Origin of the sequence: Caballeronia sp. GAFFF2, assembly GCF_023631485.1 — a bacterium.
Lineage (GTDB): Bacteria > Pseudomonadota > Gammaproteobacteria > Burkholderiales > Burkholderiaceae > Caballeronia.
Genome location: NZ_JALQDA010000037.1, coordinates 42,357 through 67,283, shown reverse-complemented (window position 1 = coordinate 67,283; position 24,927 = coordinate 42,357). Strand labels below are relative to the sequence as shown.

Annotated in this window: 18 protein-coding genes; 11 read left to right on the top strand and 7 right to left on the bottom strand. The window is 61.8% G+C overall.

What is annotated here, in order from left to right:
* Positions 1-19: 19 nt before the first annotated feature.
* Positions 20-1,441: a DHA2 family efflux MFS transporter permease subunit gene (locus NCT04_RS30245; RefSeq protein ID WP_244831515.1), complete on the bottom strand. Its 1,422-nt coding sequence runs from the start codon at positions 1,439-1,441 to the stop codon at positions 20-22.
* Positions 1,442-1,726: 285 nt separating this feature from the next.
* On the opposite strand from NCT04_RS30245, the gene NCT04_RS30240 reads away from it, so the two are divergent.
* On the top strand, positions 1,727-2,716 hold the full coding sequence (locus tag NCT04_RS30240) for a molybdopterin-dependent oxidoreductase (protein ID WP_250469571.1): 990 nt from the start codon (positions 1,727-1,729) through the stop codon (positions 2,714-2,716).
* A gap of 19 nt (positions 2,717-2,735) precedes the next feature.
* On the opposite strand, the gene NCT04_RS30235 is transcribed toward NCT04_RS30240, so the two are convergent.
* Positions 2,736-3,671 (bottom strand): GlxA family transcriptional regulator, encoded by a 936-nt coding sequence (locus NCT04_RS30235; RefSeq protein ID WP_250469570.1) that lies wholly within the window; start codon positions 3,669-3,671, stop codon positions 2,736-2,738.
* A gap of 133 nt (positions 3,672-3,804) precedes the next feature.
* Here NCT04_RS30235 and NCT04_RS30230 point away from each other — a divergent pair, with 133 nt between their 5' ends.
* Together NCT04_RS30230 and NCT04_RS30225 are read left to right on the top strand one after the other, a co-directional pair.
* On the top strand, positions 3,805-4,599 hold the full coding sequence (locus NCT04_RS30230) for an SDR family NAD(P)-dependent oxidoreductase (RefSeq protein WP_250469569.1): 795 nt from the start codon (positions 3,805-3,807) through the stop codon (positions 4,597-4,599).
* A gap of 33 nt (positions 4,600-4,632) precedes the next feature.
* Positions 4,633-5,394, top strand: a complete 762-nt coding sequence (locus NCT04_RS30225) for an SDR family oxidoreductase (protein WP_250469568.1) — start codon at positions 4,633-4,635, stop codon at positions 5,392-5,394.
* A 47-nt stretch (positions 5,395-5,441) separates the two neighbouring features.
* Here the strand turns inward: NCT04_RS30225 and NCT04_RS30220 are convergent, their stop codons facing one another.
* From NCT04_RS30220 to NCT04_RS30210, 3 genes are all read right to left on the bottom strand, one after another.
* Positions 5,442-7,571, bottom strand: a complete 2,130-nt coding sequence (locus tag NCT04_RS30220) for a TonB-dependent siderophore receptor (protein WP_502800715.1) — start codon at positions 7,569-7,571, stop codon at positions 5,442-5,444.
* A gap of 293 nt (positions 7,572-7,864) precedes the next feature.
* Positions 7,865-8,761: an NAD(P)-dependent oxidoreductase gene (locus NCT04_RS30215; RefSeq protein WP_250469566.1), complete on the bottom strand. Its 897-nt coding sequence runs from the start codon at positions 8,759-8,761 to the stop codon at positions 7,865-7,867.
* Between the two features lie 46 nt (positions 8,762-8,807).
* Positions 8,808-10,133 (bottom strand): MFS transporter, encoded by a 1,326-nt coding sequence (locus NCT04_RS30210; RefSeq protein WP_502800436.1) that lies wholly within the window; start codon positions 10,131-10,133, stop codon positions 8,808-8,810.
* 277 nt (positions 10,134-10,410) lie between these two features.
* Between NCT04_RS30210 and NCT04_RS30205 the strand changes: the two genes are divergently transcribed.
* The 4 genes from NCT04_RS30205 to NCT04_RS30190 all read left to right on the top strand — a co-directional run bounded on the left by NCT04_RS30205 (position 10,411) and on the right by NCT04_RS30190 (position 14,971).
* Positions 10,411-11,331 (top strand): LysR family transcriptional regulator, encoded by a 921-nt coding sequence (locus NCT04_RS30205; RefSeq protein ID WP_244831497.1) that lies wholly within the window; start codon positions 10,411-10,413, stop codon positions 11,329-11,331.
* A 230-nt stretch (positions 11,332-11,561) separates the two neighbouring features.
* A complete protein-coding gene (locus NCT04_RS30200; RefSeq protein WP_250469565.1) occupies positions 11,562-12,665 on the top strand; it encodes a tartrate dehydrogenase in 1,104 nt (367 codons plus the stop codon).
* Between the two features lie 3 nt (positions 12,666-12,668).
* A complete protein-coding gene (locus tag NCT04_RS30195) occupies positions 12,669-14,117 on the top strand; it encodes an aldehyde dehydrogenase family protein (RefSeq protein WP_250469564.1) in 1,449 nt (482 codons plus the stop codon).
* Between the two features lie 20 nt (positions 14,118-14,137).
* Complete coding sequence (locus NCT04_RS30190; RefSeq protein WP_250469563.1) at positions 14,138-14,971, top strand: Rossmann-like and DUF2520 domain-containing protein; 834 nt, start codon at positions 14,138-14,140, stop codon at positions 14,969-14,971.
* A gap of 17 nt (positions 14,972-14,988) precedes the next feature.
* On the opposite strand, the gene NCT04_RS30185 is transcribed toward NCT04_RS30190, so the two are convergent.
* Entirely contained in the window at positions 14,989-15,408 is a 420-nt protein-coding gene (locus NCT04_RS30185; RefSeq protein ID WP_250469562.1) for a RidA family protein, read from the bottom strand.
* Between the two features lie 420 nt (positions 15,409-15,828).
* Between NCT04_RS30185 and NCT04_RS30180 the strand changes: the two genes are divergently transcribed.
* The gene (locus NCT04_RS30180) at positions 15,829-17,316 is read left to right on the top strand and encodes a SulP family inorganic anion transporter (RefSeq protein WP_250469561.1); all 1,488 of its coding nucleotides are present in this window, start codon (positions 15,829-15,831) and stop codon (positions 17,314-17,316) included.
* Between the two features lie 78 nt (positions 17,317-17,394).
* Here NCT04_RS30180 and NCT04_RS30175 read toward each other — a convergent pair whose 3' ends face one another.
* Entirely contained in the window at positions 17,395-18,747 is a 1,353-nt protein-coding gene (locus tag NCT04_RS30175; RefSeq protein WP_250469560.1) for a glycosyl hydrolase, read from the bottom strand.
* Between the two features lie 913 nt (positions 18,748-19,660).
* Here NCT04_RS30175 and NCT04_RS30170 point away from each other — a divergent pair.
* The 3 genes from NCT04_RS30170 to NCT04_RS30160 all read left to right on the top strand — a co-directional run bounded on the left by NCT04_RS30170 (position 19,661) and on the right by NCT04_RS30160 (position 24,875).
* Positions 19,661-21,022 (top strand): hypothetical protein, encoded by a 1,362-nt coding sequence (locus tag NCT04_RS30170; protein WP_244831472.1) that lies wholly within the window; start codon positions 19,661-19,663, stop codon positions 21,020-21,022.
* The gene (locus NCT04_RS30165; protein WP_250469559.1) at positions 21,019-22,353 is read left to right on the top strand and encodes a glycosyl hydrolase family 5; all 1,335 of its coding nucleotides are present in this window, start codon (positions 21,019-21,021) and stop codon (positions 22,351-22,353) included. Before NCT04_RS30170 ends, NCT04_RS30165 begins: the two co-directional genes overlap by 4 nt.
* A 128-nt stretch (positions 22,354-22,481) precedes the next feature.
* Entirely contained in the window at positions 22,482-24,875 is a 2,394-nt protein-coding gene (locus NCT04_RS30160; RefSeq protein ID WP_250469558.1) for a polysaccharide biosynthesis tyrosine autokinase, read from the top strand.
* Positions 24,876-24,927 lie beyond the last annotated feature (52 nt).

The window sequence follows — 24,927 nt, the reverse complement described above, 5'->3', positions numbered from 1 at the left end:
GCTGCTCATGCGGCGGGCTTCATCGTGATGCGCCGCTGAGTTTGTGCCCGGCATCCCGCGAGAGCTTCACGTAGCCGTAGATCGACACGAGCGTCACCACGCCCGCAGCGAGAAACGCAAGGCGGAAGTCGTCGAGTGTGAAGGTGTGCGCGTGCGCGCCGTCCTTGCCGTGATAAGCCGATGCCGTGCGCAACGCCAACGCGCCGAATGCAATGCCGAGCCCGATGCTCATTTGCATCGCCGCGTTCCACATCGTGTTGGCGGCGCTCATTTGCTGCGTCGGTACATCGGCGTAAGCGAGCGTGGCGAGCGACGTGAACTGCATCGAGCGCGTCACGCCATAAACGAAGATCACGAGCAGCGTGAGTACGAGCGGCGACGCCGGCGTGAGCAGGCCGCATGCAATGGTGAACGCGCCGCATACCGCACAGTTGATGATCGCCACGTTCCTGAAGCCGTGGCGCTTGAGGATGCCGGTCGTGAGCGCCTTCATGCCGAGATTGCCCAGAGCGCTTGCAAGCAGTAACAAGCCCGACTTGAACGCGGACAGCCCGAAGCCGATCTGAAACAGAAGCGGCATGAGATAAGGCACGGCGCCGATGCCGATACGCGTAAACGTGCCTGTCACCACGGTCACCGAGAACGTGGGGATACGCAGCGTCGTCACGTCGATGAGCGGATGCCGCGCGACGAGTGCATGCCGATAAGCGATCACACCGATGACGAGACCAACCGCGATCACGGCCAGTCCGACCCACGGATTGGTATCCGGCTGACTTGCCATATCGGCGCCATACAGGATGGCGGTGAGCGACAGACCGCTCAGGATGAGCCCGGTGACATCGAACGGCCGGCGTTCGCCGCTGCGCAGATTCGGCACCCACTTCAGCACGGCCAGCAATACGACGAGGCACACCGGAAGATTCAGCAGAAAGATCCAGCGCCATGATGCATACGTGGTGATGAAGCCGCCGATGGGCGGCCCGACCACCGGCGCGACGATGCCCGGCCACGTGATGGTGGAGATGGCCTGCATCAACTGCTTCTTGTCGACGCTGCGCACCACGGTCAAGCGGCCGACCGGCACCATCAACGCGCCGCCGATGCCTTGCAGAACCCGGGCCGCCGTGAACTGCTCCACGTTCTGCGAGATGCCGCAGAGCAAGGACGCCAGCGTGAAGGTCACGATCGCGCTGAAAAACACGCTGCGCGAGCCGAAGCGGTCCGCCACCCAGCCGCTTGCGGGAATGAAGATGGCGAGCGCGATCATGTAGGCGCTCATGCCGAGACTCAGCGCATTGGGGCTCGTACTGAACGAATGCGCCATCTGCGGCAGCGCGGTCGCGATGATCGTGGTGTCGAGATACTCCATGAAGAACGTCGCGGCCACGACATAGGGAAGCGGGCCGAGCGAGACGGTGCGGTCGGTTGAGTCTGTCATTGTCTTGCCGGAAGGCGGGGTGCGGGCTGAGGGTGGATGCTACCAGTATTACTGCGTTCCCGAACCCGGCCGTGATTCAACGCGCCGTTGCGAACGCTCGCGCGGCTGGCACTTTTCGAATTCGGGCGGCGCCGCTCTGTATGACCAATACGCTCATCGTTGTTCCTAGTTGCTACTACCCATTGCCATTTCCCTTCGATTCTGTAAGCGTTATGCGTTGTATCAGCGTAGATATAGCGAGCCGATATATCGACGATAACGATCCCGGAATAAAGGACCTCACCGATGAGCTTCGCACACGACTTCAAGCGTCTTGCCTCGCTGCTGCTTTTGCTCGCGTTGCTCCCGTTCGCGGTCACGGCCTGCGGCGGCAACGACGACTCGCCACCCGCACCGAAAGCGACCTTGTCCGTGTCCGGTGAAGTCGCCACGCCGGGCAATCTCACGCTCGCGCAGATCCAGGCACTTCCAGCCACCACGCAAACCGTTTCCTTCGGCAGCGGCACGGGCCAGCAAAGCCACGTCTACACCGGCGCGACGGTGTGGTCCGTGTTGAACCAGGCTGGCATCGTCGTCAATTCGGCGGTTCACAACGACGTGCTGGACAAGTATGTCGTGGCGACCGGCAGCGACAACTATCGCGCGCTGTTCGCAATGGGCGAACTGAGTCCGGACTTCGGCAATCGCGGCAATCTGGTGGCCTACGCCGAGACGCTCAACGGCGCGAGCGCGGCTCTCAACAGCACGGACGGTCCACTGCGCATCACTGCTCCCGGCGACGTCAAAGGCGGCCGATACGTTTCGAACCTCGTCAAGCTCGAAGTCCATTCCGCGATGTCCACGGTCACGGCGAGCGGCGGCGGTCTCACGACGCAGTTCCAGCTTCTCGGTGCGCTGAATCACCCGGCGACTTTCGACACGGCAGCATTGCAGGCGCTGCCTGCCGTCACGCGCACGGCTGGCGGAAATAGCTACACGGGCGTGAGCCTGTGGGACTTGATCAACGCAGCGGGCATCCAGACCAACACTGCGACTAAAAACGACTTGCTCGGCTTCTACGTGATCGCAACCGGCAGCGATGGCTATCGCGTCGTGATTTCGCTTGCCGAACTGTCGCCGGACTTTGGCAATCAGCCCGACATCGTCGCTTATGCGATGAATGGCGCCCCGCTGACATCCACCGGTTTTGCGCGCCTCGTGATCCCCAACGACGGCAAGGCCGGGCGCTATGTTTCGAACCTCGTGGCGCTGGAAGTCGTATCCGCGCCGCGCTGATTAGCCTGCCTATGCAACGCTAAACCCGCCGCCTGACCTCTTGCGGCGGCAAGCCAAACCCGCGCATGAACGCCTCGCGCATATGCCGGCGATCCCGAAACCCCGTTTCCTTCGCGATGGTTTCCAGCGGATGCCGGCTTTTTTCGATCATCAGGCGCGCTGCTTCCAGCCGCAACGCTTCGATGGCCTTCGCAGGCGATTGCCCCGTCTCCTCCGTGAACACGCGGCTGAATTGACGCGGACTGAGATTCGCCTCGCCCGCTAATTCCTCGACCGTCAGCGGCCGGCCCAGATTCTTGCGTGCATAGTTGAGCGCATTTTGAATGCGGTCTGATTTCGGCGCGAGATCGAGCATCTCCGAATGCTGCGACTGGCCGCCCGAACGCCTTTGCGGCATCACGAGCTTGTGCGCGACCGAGCGCGCAACGTCCGGGCCGAGATCCTTTTCGACCATCGCGAGTGCGAGATCCAGACCGGCAGTCATGCCCGCAGACGTCCAGATAGGACCATCGACGATATAAATGCGATCGTCCTCGATGCGCACATCGGGAAAGCGGCTTTGCATCTCGCGTGCGTAGAACCAGTGCGTGGTCGCGCGCCGGTTGGACAGCAGCCCGGCTTCCGCGAGCACGAAGCTGCCCGTGCAAATGCCCGCGATGCGCCGTGCCCGCGTACCCGTGCGACGCAGGAACGCCAGTATTTCTTGAGGTGGCGGCGTGTCGAGCGGCGTGTTCACGCCCGCCGCGATCCATGTGTCCACGGAGGCACGCGCACTGACCCGGCGCGTGCCGACGCTCATGCCTAACGACGAACACACCTCGCCGCCGTGCGCCGAATAGTTGGCCATCCGATAAAAGGGCTCGCCCGCTACGTGGTTGGCGTATTCGAACACCGACTGCGACGCGATTGCCATCACCTGAAAGCCGTCGCTCAACAAATAGCCGATGCTGTGCATGTTTCCTCGTCCTCGATGTCCAAAAAAAGTCGTTTGTCCGAAAACACGACCATATACGTCATTTCGGTCGCGGTCAATTCCGCGCAGAATCTACTCACGGATTCACCACCACCTTTCGAACCGGAGTGACATCATGTCTCAGAACCATCGCGGCACGGCCCTCGTCACGGGCGCATCGTCGGGCATCGGCGCGGTCTATGCCGAGCGTATTGCGCGTTCGGGCTACGACCTTATCCTCGTGGCGCGCAACCGCGAGAAGCTTGCCGCGCTAGCCGAACGTATCAGTAATGAAACGCAGAAGGGCGTCGAGATCATCGATGCCGATCTCAACGACCGCACGGCGCTCGCGCGTGTCGAAGCGAAGCTGAAGGACGACGCGAGCATCACGCTGCTGGTGAACAACGCGGGCGTGGGTACGCATACGCCTTTGCTCGACAGCGACGTCGATGCAATGACCCGCATGATCGACCTCAACGTGACCGCGCTCACCCGCCTGACTTATGCGGCGGTGCCGGGCTTCGTCGCGCGCGGCAAGGGCGCGGTGATCAATATCGCGTCTATCGTGAGTATTGCGCCGGAGTTGCTCAACGGCGTCTATGGCGGCACCAAGGCGTTCGTGCTGGCCTTCAGCCAGTCGCTGCATCACGAACTCGCGGCGAAAGGCGTGCGCGTGCAGGCTGTGTTGCCAGGCGCGACGGCGACGGACTTCTGGGAAAGCGGCGGGCTCCCTATCGACAATCTGGACCCCGCAATCGTGATGTCGGCGGCCGACATGGTCGATGCCTCGCTAATCGGCTTCGAGCGCGGCGAACTGGTGACGATTCCCTCGCTGCACGACGGCGCCAAGTACCAGGCGTACGAAGCCGCGCGTCAGGCGATGGCGCCGGAACTGTCGACCAACGCACCCGCCGCGCGCTACGCGGCCTGAACCATCGTTCTCTTTTCCACATTTGGACTGACCATGAAAACCACGGGCAATACCATCTTCATCACGGGCGGCACTTCGGGCATTGGCCGCGCGTTGGCGGAAGCGCTTCATCAGCGCGGCAATCAGGTGATCGTCGCGGGACGGCGCCGTGCGCTGCTCGATGAAGTGGCAAGCGCGAATCCGGGCATCGACACGGTTGAACTCGATATCGCCGACGCCGCGCAGATTCGCAGCGTCGCCGCGCAATTGATCGCAAAGTATCCGGCGTTGAATGTCGTCATCAACAACGCGGGCATCATGCCGTTCGACGATGCAGGCGGCGCGCTCGACGATGAAGCCGCGGTGCGCCTCATCGACACGAATCTGCTCGGCACGGTGCGCGTGAGCGCGGCGTTCGTCGAACATCTGAAGACGCAGCAACAGGCGTATATCGTCAACAACAGTTCGGTGCTCGCGTTCGTGCCGCTCGCCGCGACCGCGCTGTATTCGGCGACCAAGGCGGCAATCCATTCGTATTCGATGTCGCAACGCTTCGTGCTGCGCGATTCGAGCGTGCGCGTGCTGGAGATCGCGCCGCCGTGGGTGGACACGGACTTGGTCCACAAGAGCGGCGATCCGCGCGCGATGCAGCTGGAAGCGTTCATCGCCGAAATCATGCAGAAGCTGCCGGAAGCGACGACGGAAGTCGTGGTCGATGCCGCGAAGCCGCTGCGCGATAACGCCGGACCGAATGAACATGCGTTCGTCGAGCAGTTCAATCAGTTCGTGACGGACAATCCCATTCCGGTCGCTTGAGCGTGAAGGCGAGAAGGGGCGCCCAGGTTGCAACGCCCCGATCCTCCTTAAAATTCCAGACGCGCATTGACTGAAACCGTGCGCGGCTCGCCAGGCTGAATGTAGTCGGCATATTGGAATTCCCAGTACCGCCGATTCGTCAGATTGTCGATAGCCGCGCGCACGCCGACGTTATGTCCCGCGATGCGTGTCGTGTAAGTCGCGCCAAGGCTGTAGATCATGAAGCCTGGCACGTTCAGATCGCCGGACGGACGCAGGTTCGTGTTGCCCGTGAACTTCGCATTGGCGCCAAGCGTCAGGCCCGGAACCACGGGCACCGCATAATTCACGTGGGCCGCCGCGACGAAGCCAGGCGCACCCGCGACGCGATTGCCATCGAATGTCGAGCCTTTCTTGTAGTGCGTCGCGATCCACATCAGATCGCCGCCGACCGTCCAGTCCCGGCCGATGCGAACATCCGCGCCCGCTTCCATGCCTTCGAAGATGGACTCGCCATCTTCCACGAAGACGTTATCGCCATTGGCGTATTGCGCGCCGCGTTCGATGCGGAACAGCGCAGCCGTCGCGCTCCAGCGCTCGTTCTGACTCTTCACGCCGACTTCGTATTGCTTGCTTCGCAGCGGGTTGAGGATCGCTCCGGCATTCGCGTAGAAGTCGCCGACGACATTGCCCGCTTCCAGCGATTCGACGTAGCTCGCATAGAGCGTCGTGCCCGGCGTGAGCTTGAACATCAGCGCGACGCTCGGCGTGACCACGCCGTTTTGCGAGTAAGTCGAAGTCGTCGTGCCGTCGTTACCGTAGCCGTGCTGCTCGTAATTCGTATAGCGCACGCCGCCGAGCACCGACCAGCGTTCGGTGAGCGCGATGGTATCGCTTGCGAACAGCGCTTTCTGCGTGATGTCCGCGTTGCGATAGGTGTAGAAGCCCGAACTGTCGTAGCGATTGACGTTCGGCTGATAGATGTTGCCCGTGCCGATCTGGTCGTAGAAACTGTTCGCGGTGTTGTCGTTGGTTTGCTTCTGATACGCGGCGCCGAACACGAGCTGATGTTGCAGCGGCCCGGTCTTTACGAGACCTTCGGCCATGACCTGCCACGCATTCAGCTGATGCCCTTCCTTGCCTTCGAAGCGAAAGTCGTCGTAGTTGCCCGCTGGATCGAGCAGATTGTACGTGCTCTCGTTCCGATACCGCGTGCTCTTGCTAAAGCTGTATGAGGCCGAAAGCGTCCAGTCCTGATTCAGGTTGTAGCGCAAGCCGGCAGTATAGAGTTGCAAGTTCGTGTTCAGATGCTGGTCCGGCGTGACGAGCGTGCTACTGCCGCCACTGAGCGTCGCGGGCAACGAGGCGCCCGTGTATTGCGCGGTCGAGATGGCCGTCGTGATGCCCGACGCATGGCGTTCCTGATACAGCGCGCCGAAGGTGGCGGTGAGGTCTTTCGTGAGGCGTGCATCGGCGGAAAGGGAAAACGAATCGCGGCGCACGTTGCCGTCGTTATAGGTCTTGCCTTCCTCGTGCGTCGCGTTGAAGCGGTAGCCGAACATGCTGTTCGGTCCGATACGCCCACCCAGGTCGACATGCTCGGACCATACGGCCGTCGACGCATAGCCGACATCGACGCTGGCGATCTGCTTATCCGTGACGGGTGGCTTCTTCGTCACATAGTTGACCACGCCGCCGGGCGCGCCGAAGCCGTACATGAAGCCCGACAAGCCCTTGAGCAGTTCGACGCTTTCGAGTTGTTCGTAGGGCATGGTGATGCCGTAGGCGTTGAACGGCTGGCCGTCGATCCTGTAACCGTTCTGCCAGTCGAGTTGCATGCCGCGCACGGTGATGTAGCTCGCCCACGCGTTGTACGGATTGCTGTTGTCCGACACGGATGCGTCCTGCGCGAAGACATCGCCGAGCTTTTTCGCCTGACGATCCGCGAGTTCTTCGCCGGTGACGATAGTGGTCGAGTAGGGCGTGTCGAGTTGCGTGCGGGTGCCGAGCGCGCCGGTGCTAACGTCGCGGCGCAGATGCTGGCCTTGATCGGTGTCGGATGAAGCGGTGACGGAGACTGCGGGGAGTGTGGCTTCGGTGGCGTTGCCGGATGTCGATGAGCCGGTGTCGCTTTGCTGCGCAAGGGCCGATTGACTGGTGGCGAAGAGCAGGAGCGTCGCCAGTGTGGACGGGCGCATCGCCCATTTGCCGATGGTTGTACTGCCCCGTGGTGCTGATTTCATCCCTATTCCCGTCGTCGAGTTATTGGCCGTAAATGCGAACTATTCGCATTAGAACGGGCGCAATTCTGACGGGTGTTTGGGAATTTGTAAACTTCGATGTTTGATCTAGGGGCGCCGAGAAGGGCTGCTGGCGGCCTTTTGCGGGTAGGCGTCGCTGATTAATTCGTTCGAGGCGGCGGGAAATGTTCGATCAAACGAGCTTCACGCGCCGCCTGTTTTCATGCCGCAATGTGCGGCCAGCAATACCGTCAACGTCGCTCGGAATCCGCAGCCGCATCACCCAACAACCCCGGCAACTCCAGCAACGTCCTGTGCGCTCCCCCAAGCTCGACCGCCGCTGCGTAAGTCGACTGCACGGCGGTGGCAATGGCATCGACGGCATGGGTGTCGCCGGCCATCGTCACGTAGTAGCCGAGGTCTTTCAGCGCGTTCGACATATGAAAAGGCATGCTCGAAGGATCGCCGTCGATAAGCGATGGCCGCAGCCGCTCCAGCGCCGCGCCGCCTCCGCCGCCCTTCGCGAGCACATCGACGAACGTTTGCGGGTCCACGCCCGCACGCTTCGCGCAGGCAGCCGCCTCGGAGATCAACGCAATCGTGCCGAGCGACACGAAGTTGTGCAGCAGCTTCATGCTGTGTCCCGCGCCAGTGCCGCCGACCAGCGTGATGTTCTCCGCGAACGTGCGCAGCAGCGGCTCCACTCGCGCGAACAATTCCGGGTCCGCGCCCACCAGCAAGTTCAAACGTCCTTCGTGCGCTTCCTTGGCGGTGCGCGTCATGGGCGCATCGATGAAGAGGCCGCCCGCCTGCGTCACGCGCTCGGCCACGCGCGTCGTGGATGCGGGCACGGCCGTCGAGCAATCGATCACGATGGTGCCTGGCTGCAAACCCGCGAGCACGCCATCGGGCGCACTCAGAACCGCTTCCACTTCGGGCGATCCGGTCACGCACAGAATGACGATCTCGGACTCGCGCGCGAGCGCCTCGCCCGTGGTGAAGGTCTTGACTCCCCCCGCCAGCAGTTCGTCGAGCGGCTGGTTGCCGGGATGCTCGACCACGCTCAACGGGTAGCCGTGCTTCATCACGTTGCGCGCAATACCGTGTCCCATGAGACCGATACCGATCATGCCGATGCGTTGCTTCATGCTCTATCTCTTCGAGTTGTCGTTTGGAAAGCCGGTTGCATCCGCATCAACGGTTGACGAGCCTCTTGGGCAACATCACCGCCAGTACGAAGCCGAGCAGAAGGCAACCGACCATCGAGAAAATCGGCAGCGTGAGGCCGCCGGAAAGCTGTTTCAGATACCCCACCACATAAGGACCGAAGAAGCCGCCGAGATTGCCGAAGGCGCTGATCCATGCAATGCCGATAGCCGCGCTCGTGCCCAGCACCGCCGTCGGCATGCTCCAGAAAAGCGGCGGCAACGACAGCAATCCCGCATTGGCCATGCACAGCGCAAGCATGCCGAGCCACAGGTTGTCATGCCAGAGCACCGAGAGCGACAATCCTGCCGCGCCCATCAACAGCAAGGCCGCGACATGCAAGCGCCGTTCGCCGCGCTTGTCGGCGCTGCGCCCGAACAGCACCATGACGACGACCGCAACCGCGTTTGGCAGCGCCGCGAGCAGGCCGATCACGAAGTCGCTCTTGATGCCCATCGACTTGATCATGGTCGGCGCCCAGAAGGTGTAGCCGTAGATGCCGAACACGTCGAGAAAGTAGATGAGGCAAAACGCCCACACGAGCCAGCTCGACAAAAGGCCCTTGTGATTGGCTTCGGCGGTGATCGCACGGTCAGCGGCGAGCACGCGCGACAACAAAGCGCGTTCGGGTTCGCTCCAGTGTTTGCTTCGCGTGACATCGTCTTCCAGACCTCGCCACGTGTAGACCGCCGCGAGAAACGCGGGCAGCGCCTCGATGATGAATATCCACTTCCAGCCCGGCAAGCCCATCAGGCCGTTGAAGTATTCCATGATGAAGCCGGTAAGCGGCGAGCCGATCAGTCCCGCCAGCGCGAGCGCCGCGTAGAACATGCTGAGAATGCGAGCGCGCCAGTGCCTCGGAAACGACTGGCTGATATAGAAGATGATCGCCGGAATGAAGCCCGCTTCGGCGACGCCCAGCAAACAGCGCATGGCATAGAACTGCATCGGCGTGGCGACGAACGCCGTAAGCCCGGATACGATGCCCCACGACAGAATGATCCGCGTGATCCAGCGGCGCGCGCCGACGCGCTGCAAAATCATGTTGCTCGGCACTTCGAAGACCACATAGCCGAGAAAGAAGATGCCCGCGCCGAAACCAAAGACCGCATCGGAGAAGCCGAGTTGCTGGGCCATCTGCAGCTTGGCGAAGCTCACGTTCACCCGGTCGATATACGAGGTGATGTACGCGAACATCAGAATGGGCAGGATCTGTAGCGCGAGGCGCCGGAAAATCCGGTCCTCGGCGGCCGCGTCGCGCGCGGGTGCGGACGGCAGAGCGCCGCCCGGCATGCTGGTCGCATCGATTTCCACGTCTGTCTCCGTCATATATGTACTGATTTTTTTAAAGCCCTGTCAGTGTCGCCGGATTCGTGGCAAACGGCGGACGCAGCAGGACATGAGAAATTTAGCCTGTGCCGCGCGCCGTCGATATGCGAATTCCGTGAAGCGGGCTTTCGAATTGTTCGAACGCCCGATGCGAGCGGCCACGCGCGTGCATCGCTCAGGGTAATCCTGTAGGGCGCGAAGACTGAGGGCCGCCGCGAGGGTGCCATACTGCGCGGCATGATCCATTCACGGAGCGTCTGGTTTGTTCGATCTCACCTCACTGGCTCTCTTTCTGCGCGCAGTCGAGACGGGGAGTCTGTCGAAGGCGGCGCAGCATTCGCATATGTCCTTGTCGACGGCCAGCCGGCGCATTGCGCTGCTCGAGCATCATTTCCGGGTGGCGCTGCTCAATCGAACTTCGGCGGGCGTCGAGCCCACGCCCGCCGGAGAAGCGCTCGCGCGCCACGGCACCGAGCTGCTGCTCAAGACCGACGCCATCTATAGCGAGCTGTCCGACTACACGAAAGGCTCGGTGGGCCGGGTGCGCGTCTTCGCCAACATCTCCGCGATCAGCCAGGAGTTGCCCGAACATCTGCGCGCGTTCTCGCAGAAGTATCGCGACATCAAGCTGCATATCAGCGAATTGCGCAGCGCCGACATCTTGCAGGCGTTGCGCGATGGCCGGGCGGATATCGGCGTGGTGACGTCGCAAACGGGCATGGAGGGCATTCGCCTCGCGCCTTATTGCAGCGACCGGATCAGCGTGGTCGTGCCGGAAGATCATGTATTGCAGGGCGACGAGATCGAGTTCGCCGCGCTGCTCGAACACGATATCGTCGCGCTCGACGACAAAGCCGAGGTCACGCGCATGCTGGTCAAGGAAGCGGCGCTGGCGGGCAAGACCATCCGCTTTCGCGTGCAGGTACAGAGCTTCGAGGCCATGTGCCGGTTGATCGCCGTGGGGCAGGGTATCGGCGTGTTGCCCGAGGGCGCCGTGAAGCTGTTTCTTCAGCCGATGCGCTTGCGCTTCATTCGCCTGACCAATTCCTGGGCCGAACGGATGATGTCGGTTGGCATGCGCGAAGGCGCGGCGGCCTTGCCCACGCGCAGGCTGTTCGACTTTCTGAGTGAGATCGGACCCGCGAGCACGGCGCAACTCGATACCGAGCGCCCCGCTCGCTGAGCCCTTGCGGATTTTCGAAGCCACCGTTCCTCGATTCGCACTTCCGTCGTTCGAATGCGTCCGCTAGATTGGCATTCGACATAGTCCGATGCCCGGGCGCGGCCGCGCTCGCGAGCAAAAGAGACGCAGGAGACAACGCAATTTCCGTAGAGGCGCGCCTTGGGTGCGCCCGCCTCCTGTGCCTTCTCGCCGGGCATTCCCGCGTCGCACTTTCGGAGGCTTTGCAGATCATGGCAACAACTCATAACATCGCCGTCATTCCCGGCGACGGCATCGGCAAGGAAGTGATGGTCGAAGGCCTGCGCGTGCTGAAGGCCGTGGCCGCGCGTTACGACATTGCGCTCAATTTCGACGAATTCGGCTCGTGGTGCACGGAGCATTACCTGCAACATGGCACGATGATGCCCGCGAATTGGGACCAGCAGATCGGCAAGCACGACGCCATTTTCTTCGGCGCGGTCGGCACGCCCGACGTCGTGCCGGATCACACCGCCGTGTGGGAATCGATCATCAAGATTCGCCGCGAATTCGACCAGTACGTGAACCTGCGCCCCGTGCGATTGATGCCCGGCGTGCCGTCGCCGCTCGCGAACCGCAAGCCCGGCGAGATCGACTTTCTGGTGGTGCGCGAGAATACCGAAGGCGAGTATTCGTCGGTGGGCGGGCGCATGTTCGAAGGCACCGAGCGCGAATTCGCCACGCAGCAGGCCGTGTTCACGCGCACGGGCGTGGACCGCATTCTCAAGTTCGCGTTCGAACTGGCGCAAAGCCGGCCACGCAAGCAACTCACGGCCGCGACCAAGTCCAACGGCATCTCCATCACCATGCCTTACTGGGACGAGCGTCTGGCCGAAGCCGCGAAGCGCTATCCGGACATCGAAACGCGCAAGTACCATATCGACATTCTGTGCGCGCACTTCGTGCAGAACCCGGACCGTTTCGATGTGGTCGTCGCATCCAATCTGTTCGGCGACATCCTGTCCGACCTCGGGCCGGCTTGCACGGGCACCATCGGCATCGCGCCTTCCGCGAACCTGAATCCGGAGCGGCGCTTTCCGTCGCTGTTCGAGCCGGTGCATGGTTCCGCGCCTGACATTGCCGGGCGCGGCATCGCGAATCCGATCGGGCAAATCTGGTCGGCGGCGCTGATGCTTCAGTATCTCGGACGCGGCGAGGCGCGCTACGAAGCGGCCGCCAAAACCATCGTCGCGGCGATCGAAACCGTCCTCGACAAAGGTCCGCGCACGCCGGACATGGATGGCGGCGCCAACACCGTCGAAGTTGGCACGGCGATCGCCGATGCCGTCACGGAACACGCACTGATCACGGAGTAAGACATGGAATATCGACACTTCATCGGCAACGCATGGAAGGCGCCGGATAGCGGCGCGACGCTCGATGTCATCGATCCGAGCACGGGCGAGCCGTTCGCTCACATCTCGCGCGGCAACGCCGCCGATATCGATGCTGCGGTCGCCGCCGCGCGCGGCGCGATGGGCGAAGCGCTCGATGGAGCGTGGGCCAAACTCTCGCCGGCCGAGCGCTCGAATCTGTTGTTCGCGTATGCCGCCGCCGTGCTCGAACACGGCGACGAACTCGCGCAACTCGAAGCGCGCGACACCGGCAAGGCGCTCAAGACCGCGCGCACCGACGCGGCCGTGCTCGCGCGTTATCTTCAGTACTACGCGGGCTGCGTCGACAAGCTGCACGGCGAGACCTTGCCCTATACCACGGGCTTCACCGTGTTGACCGTGCGCGAGCCGATTGGCGTGACCGGGCACATCATCCCGTGGAATTATCCGATGCAGATTTACGGGCGCAGCGTCGGCGCATCGCTCGCGGCGGGCAACGCGTGCGTGGTCAAGCCTGCCGAGGACGCGAGCCTGTCGATTCTGCGACTCGCCGAAATCGCCGCGGACATCGGCTTTCCGGCGGGCGCGATCAACGTCGTCACGGGTCTTGGCAGCGAAGCGGGCGCGGCGTTGTCGGCGAACGCGGGCATCGGCCACATCTCGTTCACGGGCTCGACGGTCACGGGCGCGCTGGTCGGACGCACGGCGGCGGAACGTCATTGCCCGAGCGTGCTCGAACTCGGCGGCAAGTCGCCGCAACTCGTTTTCGACGATGCCGATCTCGACGAAGCGCTGCCCGTCATTCTCAACGCGATCATCCAGAACGCGGGGCAGACCTGCTCGGCGGGCAGCCGTTTGCTGGTCCAGCGCGGCATTTACGAAAGCGTCGTCGAGCGGCTCGCCGCGCGCTTCGAGACGCTGCGTTCCGGTCCGCCGTCGATGGACCTCGACATGGGGCCGCTCGTCAACGCGAAGCAGCAGGCGCGGGTGCGCGGCATCGTCGAGCGCGCGGAAGGCGAAGGTATCCGTGTCGCGGCGCGCGGCAAGATCGCGGCGGAGGCATCGCGTAATGGCTTCTTCCAGGAAGCCGTGCTGTTTCGCGACGTGCCGCCGGACAGCCGCCTCGCGCAGGAAGAAGTCTTCGGGCCGGTGCTTGCCGTCATGCCTTTCGACGACGAAGCCGAAGCGGTGCGACTCGCCAACGGCACGCAATACGGCCTCGTCGCGGGCGTCTGGACGCGCGATGGCTCGCGTGGTCTGCGCCTCGCGCGCAAGCTGCAGGCGGGGCAGGTTTTCATCAACAACTATGGCGCGGGCGGCGGCGTCGAACTGCCGTTCGGCGGCGTGAAGGCGAGCGGCCACGGGCGCGAGAAAGGCTTCGAAGCGCTCTATGGCTTCACGAGCCTCAAGACCATCGCCATTCGGCACGGTTGAGGCGCACGCGCTTTCGCAACATGGCGAAACTCAACATCATCGGCGCGGGGCGCGTGGGCGCGACGCTTGGCAATCTGATCGTCGCGAACCGCGTGCTCGATATCGGCGATGTCTTCGATACCGACGCCAAACGCGCCGCCGAAGCGGTCGATTTCATCGGCGCGGGCCGCGTAGCCGAAGACTTGGCCACGATGCGCCCCGCCGATATCTGGCTCTTGTCGGTGCCTGACATGCGCATCGCCGAAGTGGCCGAGCAGCTCGCGCGCGCGCACGAAGGCCAGGGCGCATCGGTGGCGGTGCATTGCAGCGGCGCGCTCGATGCCGACACGCTCGCGCCTTTGCGCGGCATCGGCTGGAGCGTTGCGAGCGCGCATCCCATGTTGAGCTTCGCCAATCCCGGCACCTCCGTGTTCCAGTTCGAAGGCACGCCATGCGGTCTGGAAGGCGACGCCGCCGCGCGTGGCGCATGGAGCGAGGTGCTGGGCGCGATCGGTGCGCGGTGTTTCGACATCGAGCCGGGCAGCAAGGCGCTGTATCACTCGGCGGCCGTCATGGCGTCGAACTTCTTGCCGGTGCTCGCGGCGATGTCCGTCGAGATGTGGCAAGCGGCGGGCATTCCGGACACGCTGATTCAGGACATGATGCATACGCTTGCGCGCAATTCCGTCGATAACGTACTTGCCCTCGGCCCGCGCGATGCGCTGACAGGCCCCGCCGCGCGAGGCGACCGCGCGGTGGTGGAAGCGCAGTCGCGGGCTATCGCGGCGTGGGACGAGGTATCGCGCGAAGCCTACGATGCGTTGTCCGTGCTGGCCGCGCGGCTTGGGCGGACGGGAACGGTGCGGGGAAGTTGAGGGCACACGTCAGCACGCTATATCGCCGCGATGCAGTCGATCTCGATATCGAAATGTCCCGGCCACGCAGGCACATTGACAAAGATTCTCGCGGGCGGATTGGGGCCGAAGAATCGTCCGTAGATGTCGTTCACGACCGGGAAAGCGGCGACTGAGGTGCAATAGACGTTGCACTTGAGAACCTGATCCAGCGATGAACCCGCCGTCTCGACGCACAGCTTCAGTTGCTCCAGCACGCGTTGGGTCTGCACTTCGATCGATGCTTGCACGATCTCGCCGGTCTGCGGATCGAACGGAGGAAAGCCTGACACGTACACCGTGTCGCGATGACGCGTGACGGCGGAGGTCGGCGCATTCCAGCGCTCGAGCCAGCTTGAAAGCGGTTCGACACGAATGATTTCCCGGCTCATGATGTGTACGCTCAAAGAGTTGTTCATCGAGTCCGCGAAGTTGCTAGCGGCGTGTGATTGCAGTATCGCCGATGCCTGAGTGGAAACGTTTTGAGTTGGAGTGAAGTGTGGAATGTCGACGATTGCATTCAAGCGCATGCTGCATGACTGGCCGGAGGCAAGCGCATCACTCGAATTTACGGATTAGGGTAAACTACGAGCCTTCCCGGGCGATCTCCCGCCCACACCGAATTTCTCACGCACCCATGTAGCTTTCCGAGAACCTCCGACCGTTCAGACGGCTTTGCACCTTGGGGGTTCACGTGTACGGGTGCGTTCGCCTGGCTTGCTTCAGGCGGCGTGCTGCCATCTCGTCGATTCGACACCGGCGACTCCGTTCGACACCATCGGCGTTTCGCGCCGGCTTTCAAACGCAGTGCGCCATGTGCGGACTGCGGAACTCATTCGATGCAGATTCAATCTCTCAAGCAGCAATGGCTCACGCATGTTCCCGCGAATGTGCTCGCGGGCCTCACGTCATCGTTTGCGCTCGTTCCCGAGTGCATTGCGTTCGCGCTCGTCGCGCAGGTGAATCCCTTGATGGGCCTTTACGGCGCTTTCATCATCTGCGCGCTGACCGCCATTTTCGGCGGCAGACCGGGCATGATTTCCGGCGCGGCGGGATCGATGGCGGTCGTCATCGTCGCTCTCGTGGTCGAGCACGGCGCTCAGTATCTTCTCGCTACCGTTATTCTCGGCGGCGTGCTGATGACCGTCTTCGGACTTTTGCGTCTCGGCAAGCTGATCCGCATGGTGCCGCATCCCGTGATGATCGGCTTCGTGAATGGCCTCGCGATCATCATTGCCATGGCGCAGCTCGAGCATTTCAAACGCGCCACACCGCAAGGCGAAGTCTGGTTGCAGGGAACGCCGTTGATGGTCATGTCGGGTCTCGTCGCGTTGACGATGCTGATCGTGTATCTGCTGCCGCGCATCACCAAGGCGGTGCCGCCGGCGCTCGTCGCCATTCTGAGTATCGGCCTGATAAGCCAGTTGCTCGATTTGCCGACGCGGACACTGGGCGACATGGCGCACATCGCGGGCGCGTTCCCGAGCTTTCATCTGCCGACGATACCGCTCGATCTCGATACGCTCAGAATCGTCTTTCCTTACGCGCTTCTCATGGCGATTGTCGGCTTGCTGGAAACGCTCCTGACCTTCAATCTGACCGATGAGATCACCGAAACGCGCGGACAGCCCAATCGCGAATGCGTGGCGCTTGGCGTGTCGAATATCGTATCCGGCTTGTTCGGCGGCATGGGCGGTTGCGCCATGATCGGTCAGACCATGATCAACCTGAGTTCGGGCGGACGCAGCCGCTTATCGGGTGCGACGAGCGGCATCATGATCTTGCTGTTCATCCTTTTCCTGTCGCCGTTTATCGAACGAATTCCTCTCGCCGCGCTGGTCGGCGTGATGTTCGTCGTGGCGCAGCAGACCTTCGCGTGGGGATCGCTCCGTGTGCTCGGTAAAGTGCCGCGTAATGACGCAATCGTGATCGTTGCGGTCACGGTCATTACCGTGTTCACCGATCTGGCGATTGCGGTGCTATGCGGCATCGTGATCGCCGCGTTGAACTTCGCCTGGCAACATGCCCGCGAGATTCGCGCGGACTCGAAATCCGATGAAAAGGGCACACGTACTTACGTACTGCACGGCACTCTTTTTTTCGCATCGACGGCGAATTTTCAGGACCTTTTCGATCCGCAGAATGATGCGGACGATGTCATCGTCGATTGTCAGCATCTGCATGTCGCGGATCACTCTGCAATCGTGGCGTTCGAAACGTTGCAAGACCGCTATCGAAAGGCAGGGAAGCGTTTGCAGTTCGCGAACTTGTCACCGCGTAATCAGCACATTCTTCACCGCGCGGGCGTTTCGATCGCGAATGCGTGAGACCTTGAAATGCGAAACACCCGGCGGAAGGCATGTTGAACCTTGCGCCGGGTGTTTTGGTACTACAGCAAACCTCGATTACTTCGAAGCCGCCACTGCTGCCTTCATCGTCGAATAGATCGCCTTCTTCGCGCCGCTATTCGTGAGAATGCCGTAGTCGCCGGTAGGATCGTCGTAGAGCTCGTACCACTGGAAGCCGATCACGTTATACGTGCTGCGTGCCGCGTAAAGTTCCGGGACCGTCTTCGTGATATAGGCCTGCGCCTGAGCCGTCGAAAAGTCCATATTCACGCCAATTTCCGTGAACATGATTGGCAGGTTGTACGTGTCGTGCATGATCTTGAGCACGTTGTAATTGGTGCCGTCCTTGCCCCACGTGTTCTCAGGATCGAGACCGTCCGAGTACCAGTGCAACTGGATGATGTCGGTCTTCACCTTCGGATGTCCCGTCGAGCCATCCGGCTGCACTCCTGTCAACATGCCCTTGTACCAGCCGAGGTACAGGAAGCCCGCCGAAGCCGTGGCAATGACCTTCGTCTGGCCGGTCGTATCCACCGAACGCCAGCCGTCGTAATAGCCGCGCAGCGCGCCGCGCCAGATTGGCCACGTCGTGTTGTCGTAGTCGGAAACGTTCACGCCATCGTTTGCAATCTTGCGGTTATGCGTGTCGAGGTCGTACTCGTTGCCGAACTCGACGACTGGCACGCCCTTGAGTTTGGTCGCGGCATAAGCGGCCATGGAATACGCATACGCGTAGGCGCTGTCTTCGGTCGGCGTCTTGCCGTTCAGCGAAGGATCGTCCCACGGATAGGCATCGATCAGCGGCATCACCGTGACACTGGAACCTAATCCGGGAATGACCTTGTTCGCGAGCGTGTCGATCTGATCGTAACCGTGCACGTCCTGCCGAATGCCTGTCAGGCCGAGGTCGACCATGGTCGAAGCCTGCGTGCTGAGCGGCGTCGACGAATAGACGCCGCCGTAGGCATAGTGCTCGTTGACGCCGAAGAACGGCATGGCTGTCGTGGTCGAACCGGAAGCAGAGCCCGAAGTCGAACCCGCGTTCGTCGATGCCGGCGTGCTGGCGGGCGTCGAAGCTGCAGGGCGCGGATCGGCCGAAACTGCCCACGTGTTGTTCTGCCAGACCCACCAGAGCTTGTTCACGTTCTGCTGATAGATCTTGCCTGCGTACCAAAGCAGCGCGATCACGTCCTGCGAGAAGCCGGCTTTCTGATTGGCGCGATACACCACGCCGCTCTTGACCGTCCACACCGCGCCCGACGAGTCGCTGATCGACGTGGCCGGGGGAATGACGGTGCCGCTCACCGAAGCAGGATGCTTGGCGATATCCACCACCGCAACGGGATCGGTTGCGCTGTTGACGACGCTCGACGGCGTTCCGTCACTGCCACCGCCACCGCATGCGGACAAGATTAGGGTGCCTAAATAGCACGAAATTACGACCAGACGATTATTCTTCATTTTGGATAATGGCTCAGTGTGCATTGATTCTGACCGCGCAAAGGGTCTCCCCCGAGTGCCTTGAAGGACCTCGGTAAGCAGTGCTTTGGGAGAGAGAGGCGAATCAGCCTATGCGCCTGGACAATTAAGGCGCGACCGTCATCCGTTTATTGCCGGAGGGGTCATGAGGAATGTTACACAGTTGAAACGTCGTTAAGTACGATAAAAGACGTAACAGCATGTAACCAGTTGGACCAAACGGAAAAACGTACTTTTATAGTACAAAACCGTGAATAAATAATCTGTTTTCCACCCTAAAGTTTGACGCGAAATGATGTTGGCTTTTGAATCGTTTTCAAACCTTTCAATAACGACGAATTCTGTAATCTTCATACGCGATAGCGTCGGCGCGCCATTGTGGCTAAGGCTGTGGCGGAATGCGACAGCGTGCCTTTTCGGTCCGGATATGCGCCGGTTTCATTGCGTATTAATCGCCTGCGATCACCGCGGTTTCAGTCGCGAAACGCACGAAGATAATCGCCCGCATAGACCGCGCACGCGTCCTGTGATTCCCTCCTTCAAACCGCTCGCCTAAAAGCTTTAGCCGGGCTTCGACTGGCACCTTGCGATAAGTGGCTTACCGCACGCTCGATGTGCGTGAGAGGCGGTTTGGACCGTGGCGCAAACGTTTAGCTGTCGCCCGCAAATTCATGCGTGCGTGCGCGCACAGAGTCACTTGTCGTACAAAGGTAATTTTCGGTCCTGAGACGAGTCCGGCCAGACTTGAATCGACTCTGCGCCAAGCGTGCAAAGAACACGAAGCGGCTGCCGATTTGATCGTGCAACCGACTTTTCCTTCCGACGGACATGCGACGGTCACTCGATGAACAAAGCATCACTAAAAGACAAGCTATGGGTTGCGACGTTCATCGTCGCAGTGGCGAGCGACGTGCTCTCCGGCGTGATCCGCTACTACACGTCGACGATGGGCATGGCGCCCGCCGCGTATCTTCCCAAGGTGCTGATGTTGGGCTGGGTGCTATACGTCCTTCTCACGCGGCCCAAGGCGACGCACGCGCTCATCGCGCTATATCTGCTTACGCAGACCTTCCTTTCGCTGTCGCACGGCGTCGAGCCTGCCGCAGTCGGATTCTGGCTGTGGAGCGTGACGCCTCTGCTTTTCGCACTCACCGCGTCCCGCGAGACGCTCGCGCTCATGAACGGACGCTCGGCGTTCCTCGGACTGCTCACACTCGCCGCGCTTTGCGGCATCGGTATTCTCGCCAATAGCATGCTGAAGCTGCCTTGGGTGGGCGCAAGCGTATCGGTCGGTGGACACAACGTGACGATGGCCACGTCCTCGTACGTCGGCGTTGCATCGCGGCTGTCGGGATTCGGTCGCGACAGCGCATCGGTGGCGCTCATGGCCGGCCTTCTGACCACGTGGCTTTTGATGCACATCCGCTCGAAGGCGCTGCAGTTCGTGCTGCTCGCGCTCGCCGGCGCCACCATCTACGCCACGACCAACAAGACCGCGCCGGTGTCGCTCGCAATCGTCGTCATCGTGCACATGCTGTTTTCCACGCGCGGCATCAAGCGAGCGTGTCTGTGGGCGAGCGGGTTCCCGATCGTCCTGCCGATCGTCGCATTCTTCGCCGCCTCCGCATTCAATCTGGCGAGCCGCGGATACGTCACGCTGTCGTCGTTCCAGGATCGAATGATCAACACATGGCCGCTTCTGATCGAAGGTCTCATGAAGCACGAACGCATCTGGTTCGGTCTCGGTCCGGGCGCGTTCGGCTCGGCCGCGAGCTATTACGAAAGCCCGTTCGGCTTCAACGTTGCGTATGCCGATAACACCGTGCTCTATGCAATTGCGTGCTTCGGTTTCGTCGGCGCGCTGGTGCTCGTCGTGTATCTTGTGCGGCTCATGCTGAATTCAGCGTCGAACGATCGCGCTGCGTGGTCGGTGCTACTGTATCTCGTCTTCAGCGCGGCGAGCACGGACATCTGCGAATCGATCGGCTGCCTGCTGTTCCTGGGTCTTGCCATCAGCTACCTGCGACAGCCGGCGCTCATGGCTCGACCGGTTGCCCCGTGGTATCCGCAAGCGCCTTCGCGTGGCTATGGCTTTAACGGGTTCGCGCCACAGTCGAACGAACATTGGCTGCAAGCGAGCCGCGCGAACCAGCAGGTCGCGGCACTCGAAGCGAGCCGTCATACGTTCGGAAGGCATTCGTCGTGATCCGGACCAACGTAAGCTTGGCGCGGCGCATCGTGCTTGCCGCGCTCATCTCCCTTTGTGGTTCGCTGCACGCGGCGTCTGCCGCACCGACGCTCGTGCTCGACGGCGCGTCGCAATCGACGGAGCATCCGTACATCGAGTTGCCGGGCTTTGCCGCGTCCCGCGCGAATACGGGCGTCGCCATTCATCAAATCGCCGATCTGCATCTGCTCGATGCCGTGAAGGACGTCGGCTTCTCCTTCGTTCGCACGGACCTCTTCTGGGAAGCGGTGCAGGCGCCGGATGGCTGGCATTTCGGCGGCTTCGACGGTCTCGTCTCCAATCTTTCGGCACGCGGCCTGGGCGCGTTGTTCATCCTCGGCTACAAGCATTACGCCTTCAGCCCGGACCAGCCGCCGACCTCCGCCGTGCAATTGAGCGCGTTCAGTACCTACGTGCACATGGCGGCGTATCGCTACCGGAACGCGCCGGTGCGTTTCGAAGTATGGAACGAGGAGGACGACGAGAAGTACTGGCTCGCGCCGCCTTCGCCGCGTGCCTATCGCACGTTGCTTGAAACAGCGGTGACGACGGCGAAGTCGGCCAATCCGCGTGCGATCGTCGCGACGGGCGGCGTGCAACAGATCGATCGCGCATTCATTCGTGCCGTGGGCGACATGAGCGCAACCGCGCGACAAGCCGGCAAGCCGCTCGGTCCCGATGCGGTGAGCGTGCATCCGTATCGACAGCAGAACCCGGAAACCGTGCTCGACGACTATCGAGTGTTGCGCGAAGACCTCAACGGTTATACAAAACGCCCCCAAGTGTGGGCAACCGAATGGTCGTACCCAAGCGTTGGATACGAATATGTGTCTGAGATCAACGACGGCCACGCACCCGAAGCAAGAGCGCGGCAAGCTCGCTACGCGGTGCGGCTGCTGTTAATGAACTGGATCGCGCAAGTCGGACTGACGTCCTACTACGACATGCGCGACGATGGGACGGACCCGAAGGAAATGGAGCACAACTTCGGCTTGCTCGATGCCAACAATGCAAAGCTGCCCGCGTACGACGCAGTCAAGCATTTGTTCGGTTTCACCGCGGGCGAAGTGCACGCTCGCTATTTCATCGATGAGAAAGCGCGCTACGTCGTGCTGAAACTCGATGGCGCGCACGCAACGAAGTACGTCGTGTGGTGTTACGGGAATGGGAACGTGATGGACCTCGATGTATCGCATCTGCCGGCTGATGCGATCGTCACCGATGTATATGGCGTGCCGCACGGGGAACGTGGCACGCTGTCGTTGACCGAAGCGCGGGGACCGGTGTTCATCACCATCGCTTCGAAGTAAGGCAGCAAGGCGCGAATGGACCAGCGCGCCACTTGAAGTTCGATTTCGATCGAATCACATAACGTTAGGTTTGACGGCGGACCTTGCCACTGACGTCACGACTTTTGTTTTCTTGGTTGGGATATAAAATGCTTACATATAATATGCAGCCCGAAATGACGGCGGCTTCGCAACGGGGCGATGGCGTCGTGGACCTCTGGCGCAGTGTCGTGCGCCACAAGACTCTGCTGGGTACGGTAACAGGCGTATGTTGCGCCGCTGGCGTGCTCTACGTCCTGCTCGCCACGCCGCAATATCGCGCCGAAGCGCTCTTGCGCGTGCAGAGCACCAAGGCGGGCACGTCGATCAGCTCGCTGAACGACGTCTCCGGCTCGATGGCGGCAGACGCCTCCGCGAGCGATGAAAGCGATGTCCTGACCTCGCGCTCGGTCGTCACCAGCGCCATCACGCAGACCGGCGCGGATGTCGTCGTCGAAACCGAAAGTCACTTTCCGCTGATCGGCCGCTGGTACGCCTCGCGTCATGCAGGCGACCGCGAACTCGCGCCTGCACCGTTCGGTCTCGATTCCTACGCATGGGGCGGTGAGCGCATGAAGGCCGGCGTCTTCAACATTCCGAGCGCGGCTTATCGCAACAAATTCCACGTGGTCGCCGACAAGGATGGTCAGTGGACACTCTTCGACAAGGACGACAAGCAGCTCGCCAAGGGCCGCGTCGGCGAACTCGTGCCGTTCCAGGTCTCGACCGTCGACGGCCAGGCGCCTGCTGAAGTGCGTATCGACACCTTGCGTGCACGTCCCGGCGTGAGCTTCGAGATCACGCGTTACTCGCAGCAAATGACGCTCGAAAACGTGTTGCTGCGCATGCGTACGTCGATTCCGCCGCGCGATTCGTCGCTGCATGATCCGTCGCTGATCCATCTGAGCTATCAGGCCGAGTCGCCGTTCGACGCGCAAGCGATGGTCAACGCCATCGTCAAGACGTATCAGGAACGCGATGTCGAACGCCGCGCCGCGCAAGCCCAGACGAGCCTCGACTTCCTGAAGAAGCGCCTGCCTGGCCTCAAGCAGGATCTCGAAACCGCCGAAAGCCGCTTGAACGCATTTCGCACGCAGACGGGCACCGTGGACATGGCGCAGCAGAATACCGCGCTCATTACCCGCATGAGCCGTCTCGAAGAGCAGCAGACCACGTTGTCGCTCGCGCTGGATGCCGCGCAGCACAAGTTCCGTCCGGAAAACGAGAACTATCAGAGCGCGCTCACGCAATTGAATCAGGTGAAGCACGAGATTGCCGAGACGGCCAAGACGGCGGCGAACCTGCCGACCGTGCAACGTCAGTACGTCGAACTCGCACGCGATGTCGCCGTCACCACGCAGCTTTACACGAGCGTGCTGACCAACGCGCAGCAGCTCGAAGTCGCTGCCGCCAGCACGCCGCCGGGCGTGGCCGTGGTGGACTGGGCGCTCGCGCCCGAGAAGCAATCGTGGCCGCGCGCGTGGATCGTGTTGCTCGGTTCCATCTTCGGTGGCTTGTTCGTGAGCACGGTGGCGATCTATCTGATCGCGTTGAATCGCCGCGAATTGCGCAGCCCCGAAGAGATCGACAGCTTCTCGGAAATCCCGCGCCTCGCCGTGGTTGCCCGCTCCGCAGCGCAATTGCGCCAGGACGTTCGCGCACTGACGCACAACGCCGCACCGGCCAAGCTGCTTGCCATGACGAGCCCGACCGACCCGAGCATCGAAGCATTGCGCTCCTTGCGCAGCAGCGTTCGTGCAATGCTGAACGGCGTGCCGATGACGGCTCATCCCGCGCTCAATAGCTGGAACCCGATGAACCCGACCGCGCCGATGAACCCCATGTCCACGTTGAGCGCCATGCCTTCGATGAACATGAGCGTGATGAATTCGGGCTATGTGGTCGATGCAGACAACCACGAAGGCAAGATCATCCTGTTCACGGGACCGACGCAGGGTGTGGGCAAGAGCTTCGTGTCGTCGAACTTCGCTTATCTGCTCGCCGAGACGCAGGCTTCGGTGCTCTTGATCGATGCGGACATGCGTCAGGGCCGGCTGCGTCATCTCGTCGACGGACGCACGGGTCCGGGCCTCGCCGAAGTGCTCGAAGGTTCGGCACGCGTCGAAGATGCCATCGTGCGGATTGGCACGAGCGGCCTTTCGATGATGGACGCAGGCGCGCTTTATCCGGAGAACCCGGCAGAGCTGCTTGGACGCCCGGCCTTCCGGGAAATGCTGGCGATGGTGCGTGGCATCTACGACTACATCGTGATCGATTCGCCGCCGGTGCTGCCCGTTGGCGACGCGCAATCCATCGCGATGCAGAACTGCGATCTCGTGCTGCTCGTGTCGCGTGCCGATCTCACTGGCGCACGCCAACTGGAAGAGACGCTGCGCCGCCTGCGCAACGTCGGCGCGAAGATCGGCGGTCACGTGTTCAACGGCTTTGCGCCGGGACGTTACGGCGCGCGCGAAGAGTACGGCTTCACGACGGCCACGCGTTAAGGAAGGGCGGGGCGAATGCCCTGCTCATCGCTGGTCTTGCGAACGGGCGCCG

What these genes read in the sequence shown, in the direction of transcription:
- NCT04_RS30245 (WP_244831515.1), bottom strand. Translation starts at nt 1,441, where the DNA reads ATGACAGACTCAACCGACCGCACCGTCTCGCTCGGCCCGCTTCCCTAT.
- NCT04_RS30240 (WP_250469571.1), top strand. Translation starts at nt 1,727, where the DNA reads ATGAGCTTCGCACACGACTTCAAGCGTCTTGCCTCGCTGCTGCTTTTG.
- NCT04_RS30235 (WP_250469570.1), bottom strand. Translation starts at nt 3,671, where the DNA reads ATGCACAGCATCGGCTATTTGTTGAGCGACGGCTTTCAGGTGATGGCA.
- NCT04_RS30230 (WP_250469569.1), top strand. Translation starts at nt 3,805, where the DNA reads ATGTCTCAGAACCATCGCGGCACGGCCCTCGTCACGGGCGCATCGTCG.
- NCT04_RS30225 (WP_250469568.1), top strand. Translation starts at nt 4,633, where the DNA reads ATGAAAACCACGGGCAATACCATCTTCATCACGGGCGGCACTTCGGGC.
- NCT04_RS30220 (WP_502800715.1), bottom strand. Translation starts at nt 7,571, where the DNA reads ATGCGCCCGTCCACACTGGCGACGCTCCTGCTCTTCGCCACCAGTCAA.
- NCT04_RS30215 (WP_250469566.1), bottom strand. Translation starts at nt 8,761, where the DNA reads ATGAAGCAACGCATCGGCATGATCGGTATCGGTCTCATGGGACACGGT.
- NCT04_RS30200 (WP_250469565.1), top strand. Translation starts at nt 11,562, where the DNA reads ATGGCAACAACTCATAACATCGCCGTCATTCCCGGCGACGGCATCGGC.
- NCT04_RS30195 (WP_250469564.1), top strand. Translation starts at nt 12,669, where the DNA reads ATGGAATATCGACACTTCATCGGCAACGCATGGAAGGCGCCGGATAGC.
- NCT04_RS30190 (WP_250469563.1), top strand. Translation starts at nt 14,138, where the DNA reads ATGGCGAAACTCAACATCATCGGCGCGGGGCGCGTGGGCGCGACGCTT.
- NCT04_RS30185 (WP_250469562.1), bottom strand. Translation starts at nt 15,408, where the DNA reads ATGAACAACTCTTTGAGCGTACACATCATGAGCCGGGAAATCATTCGT.
- NCT04_RS30180 (WP_250469561.1), top strand. Translation starts at nt 15,829, where the DNA reads ATGCAGATTCAATCTCTCAAGCAGCAATGGCTCACGCATGTTCCCGCG.
- NCT04_RS30170 (WP_244831472.1), top strand. Translation starts at nt 19,661, where the DNA reads ATGAACAAAGCATCACTAAAAGACAAGCTATGGGTTGCGACGTTCATC.
- NCT04_RS30160 (WP_250469558.1), top strand. Translation starts at nt 22,482, where the DNA reads ATGCTTACATATAATATGCAGCCCGAAATGACGGCGGCTTCGCAACGG.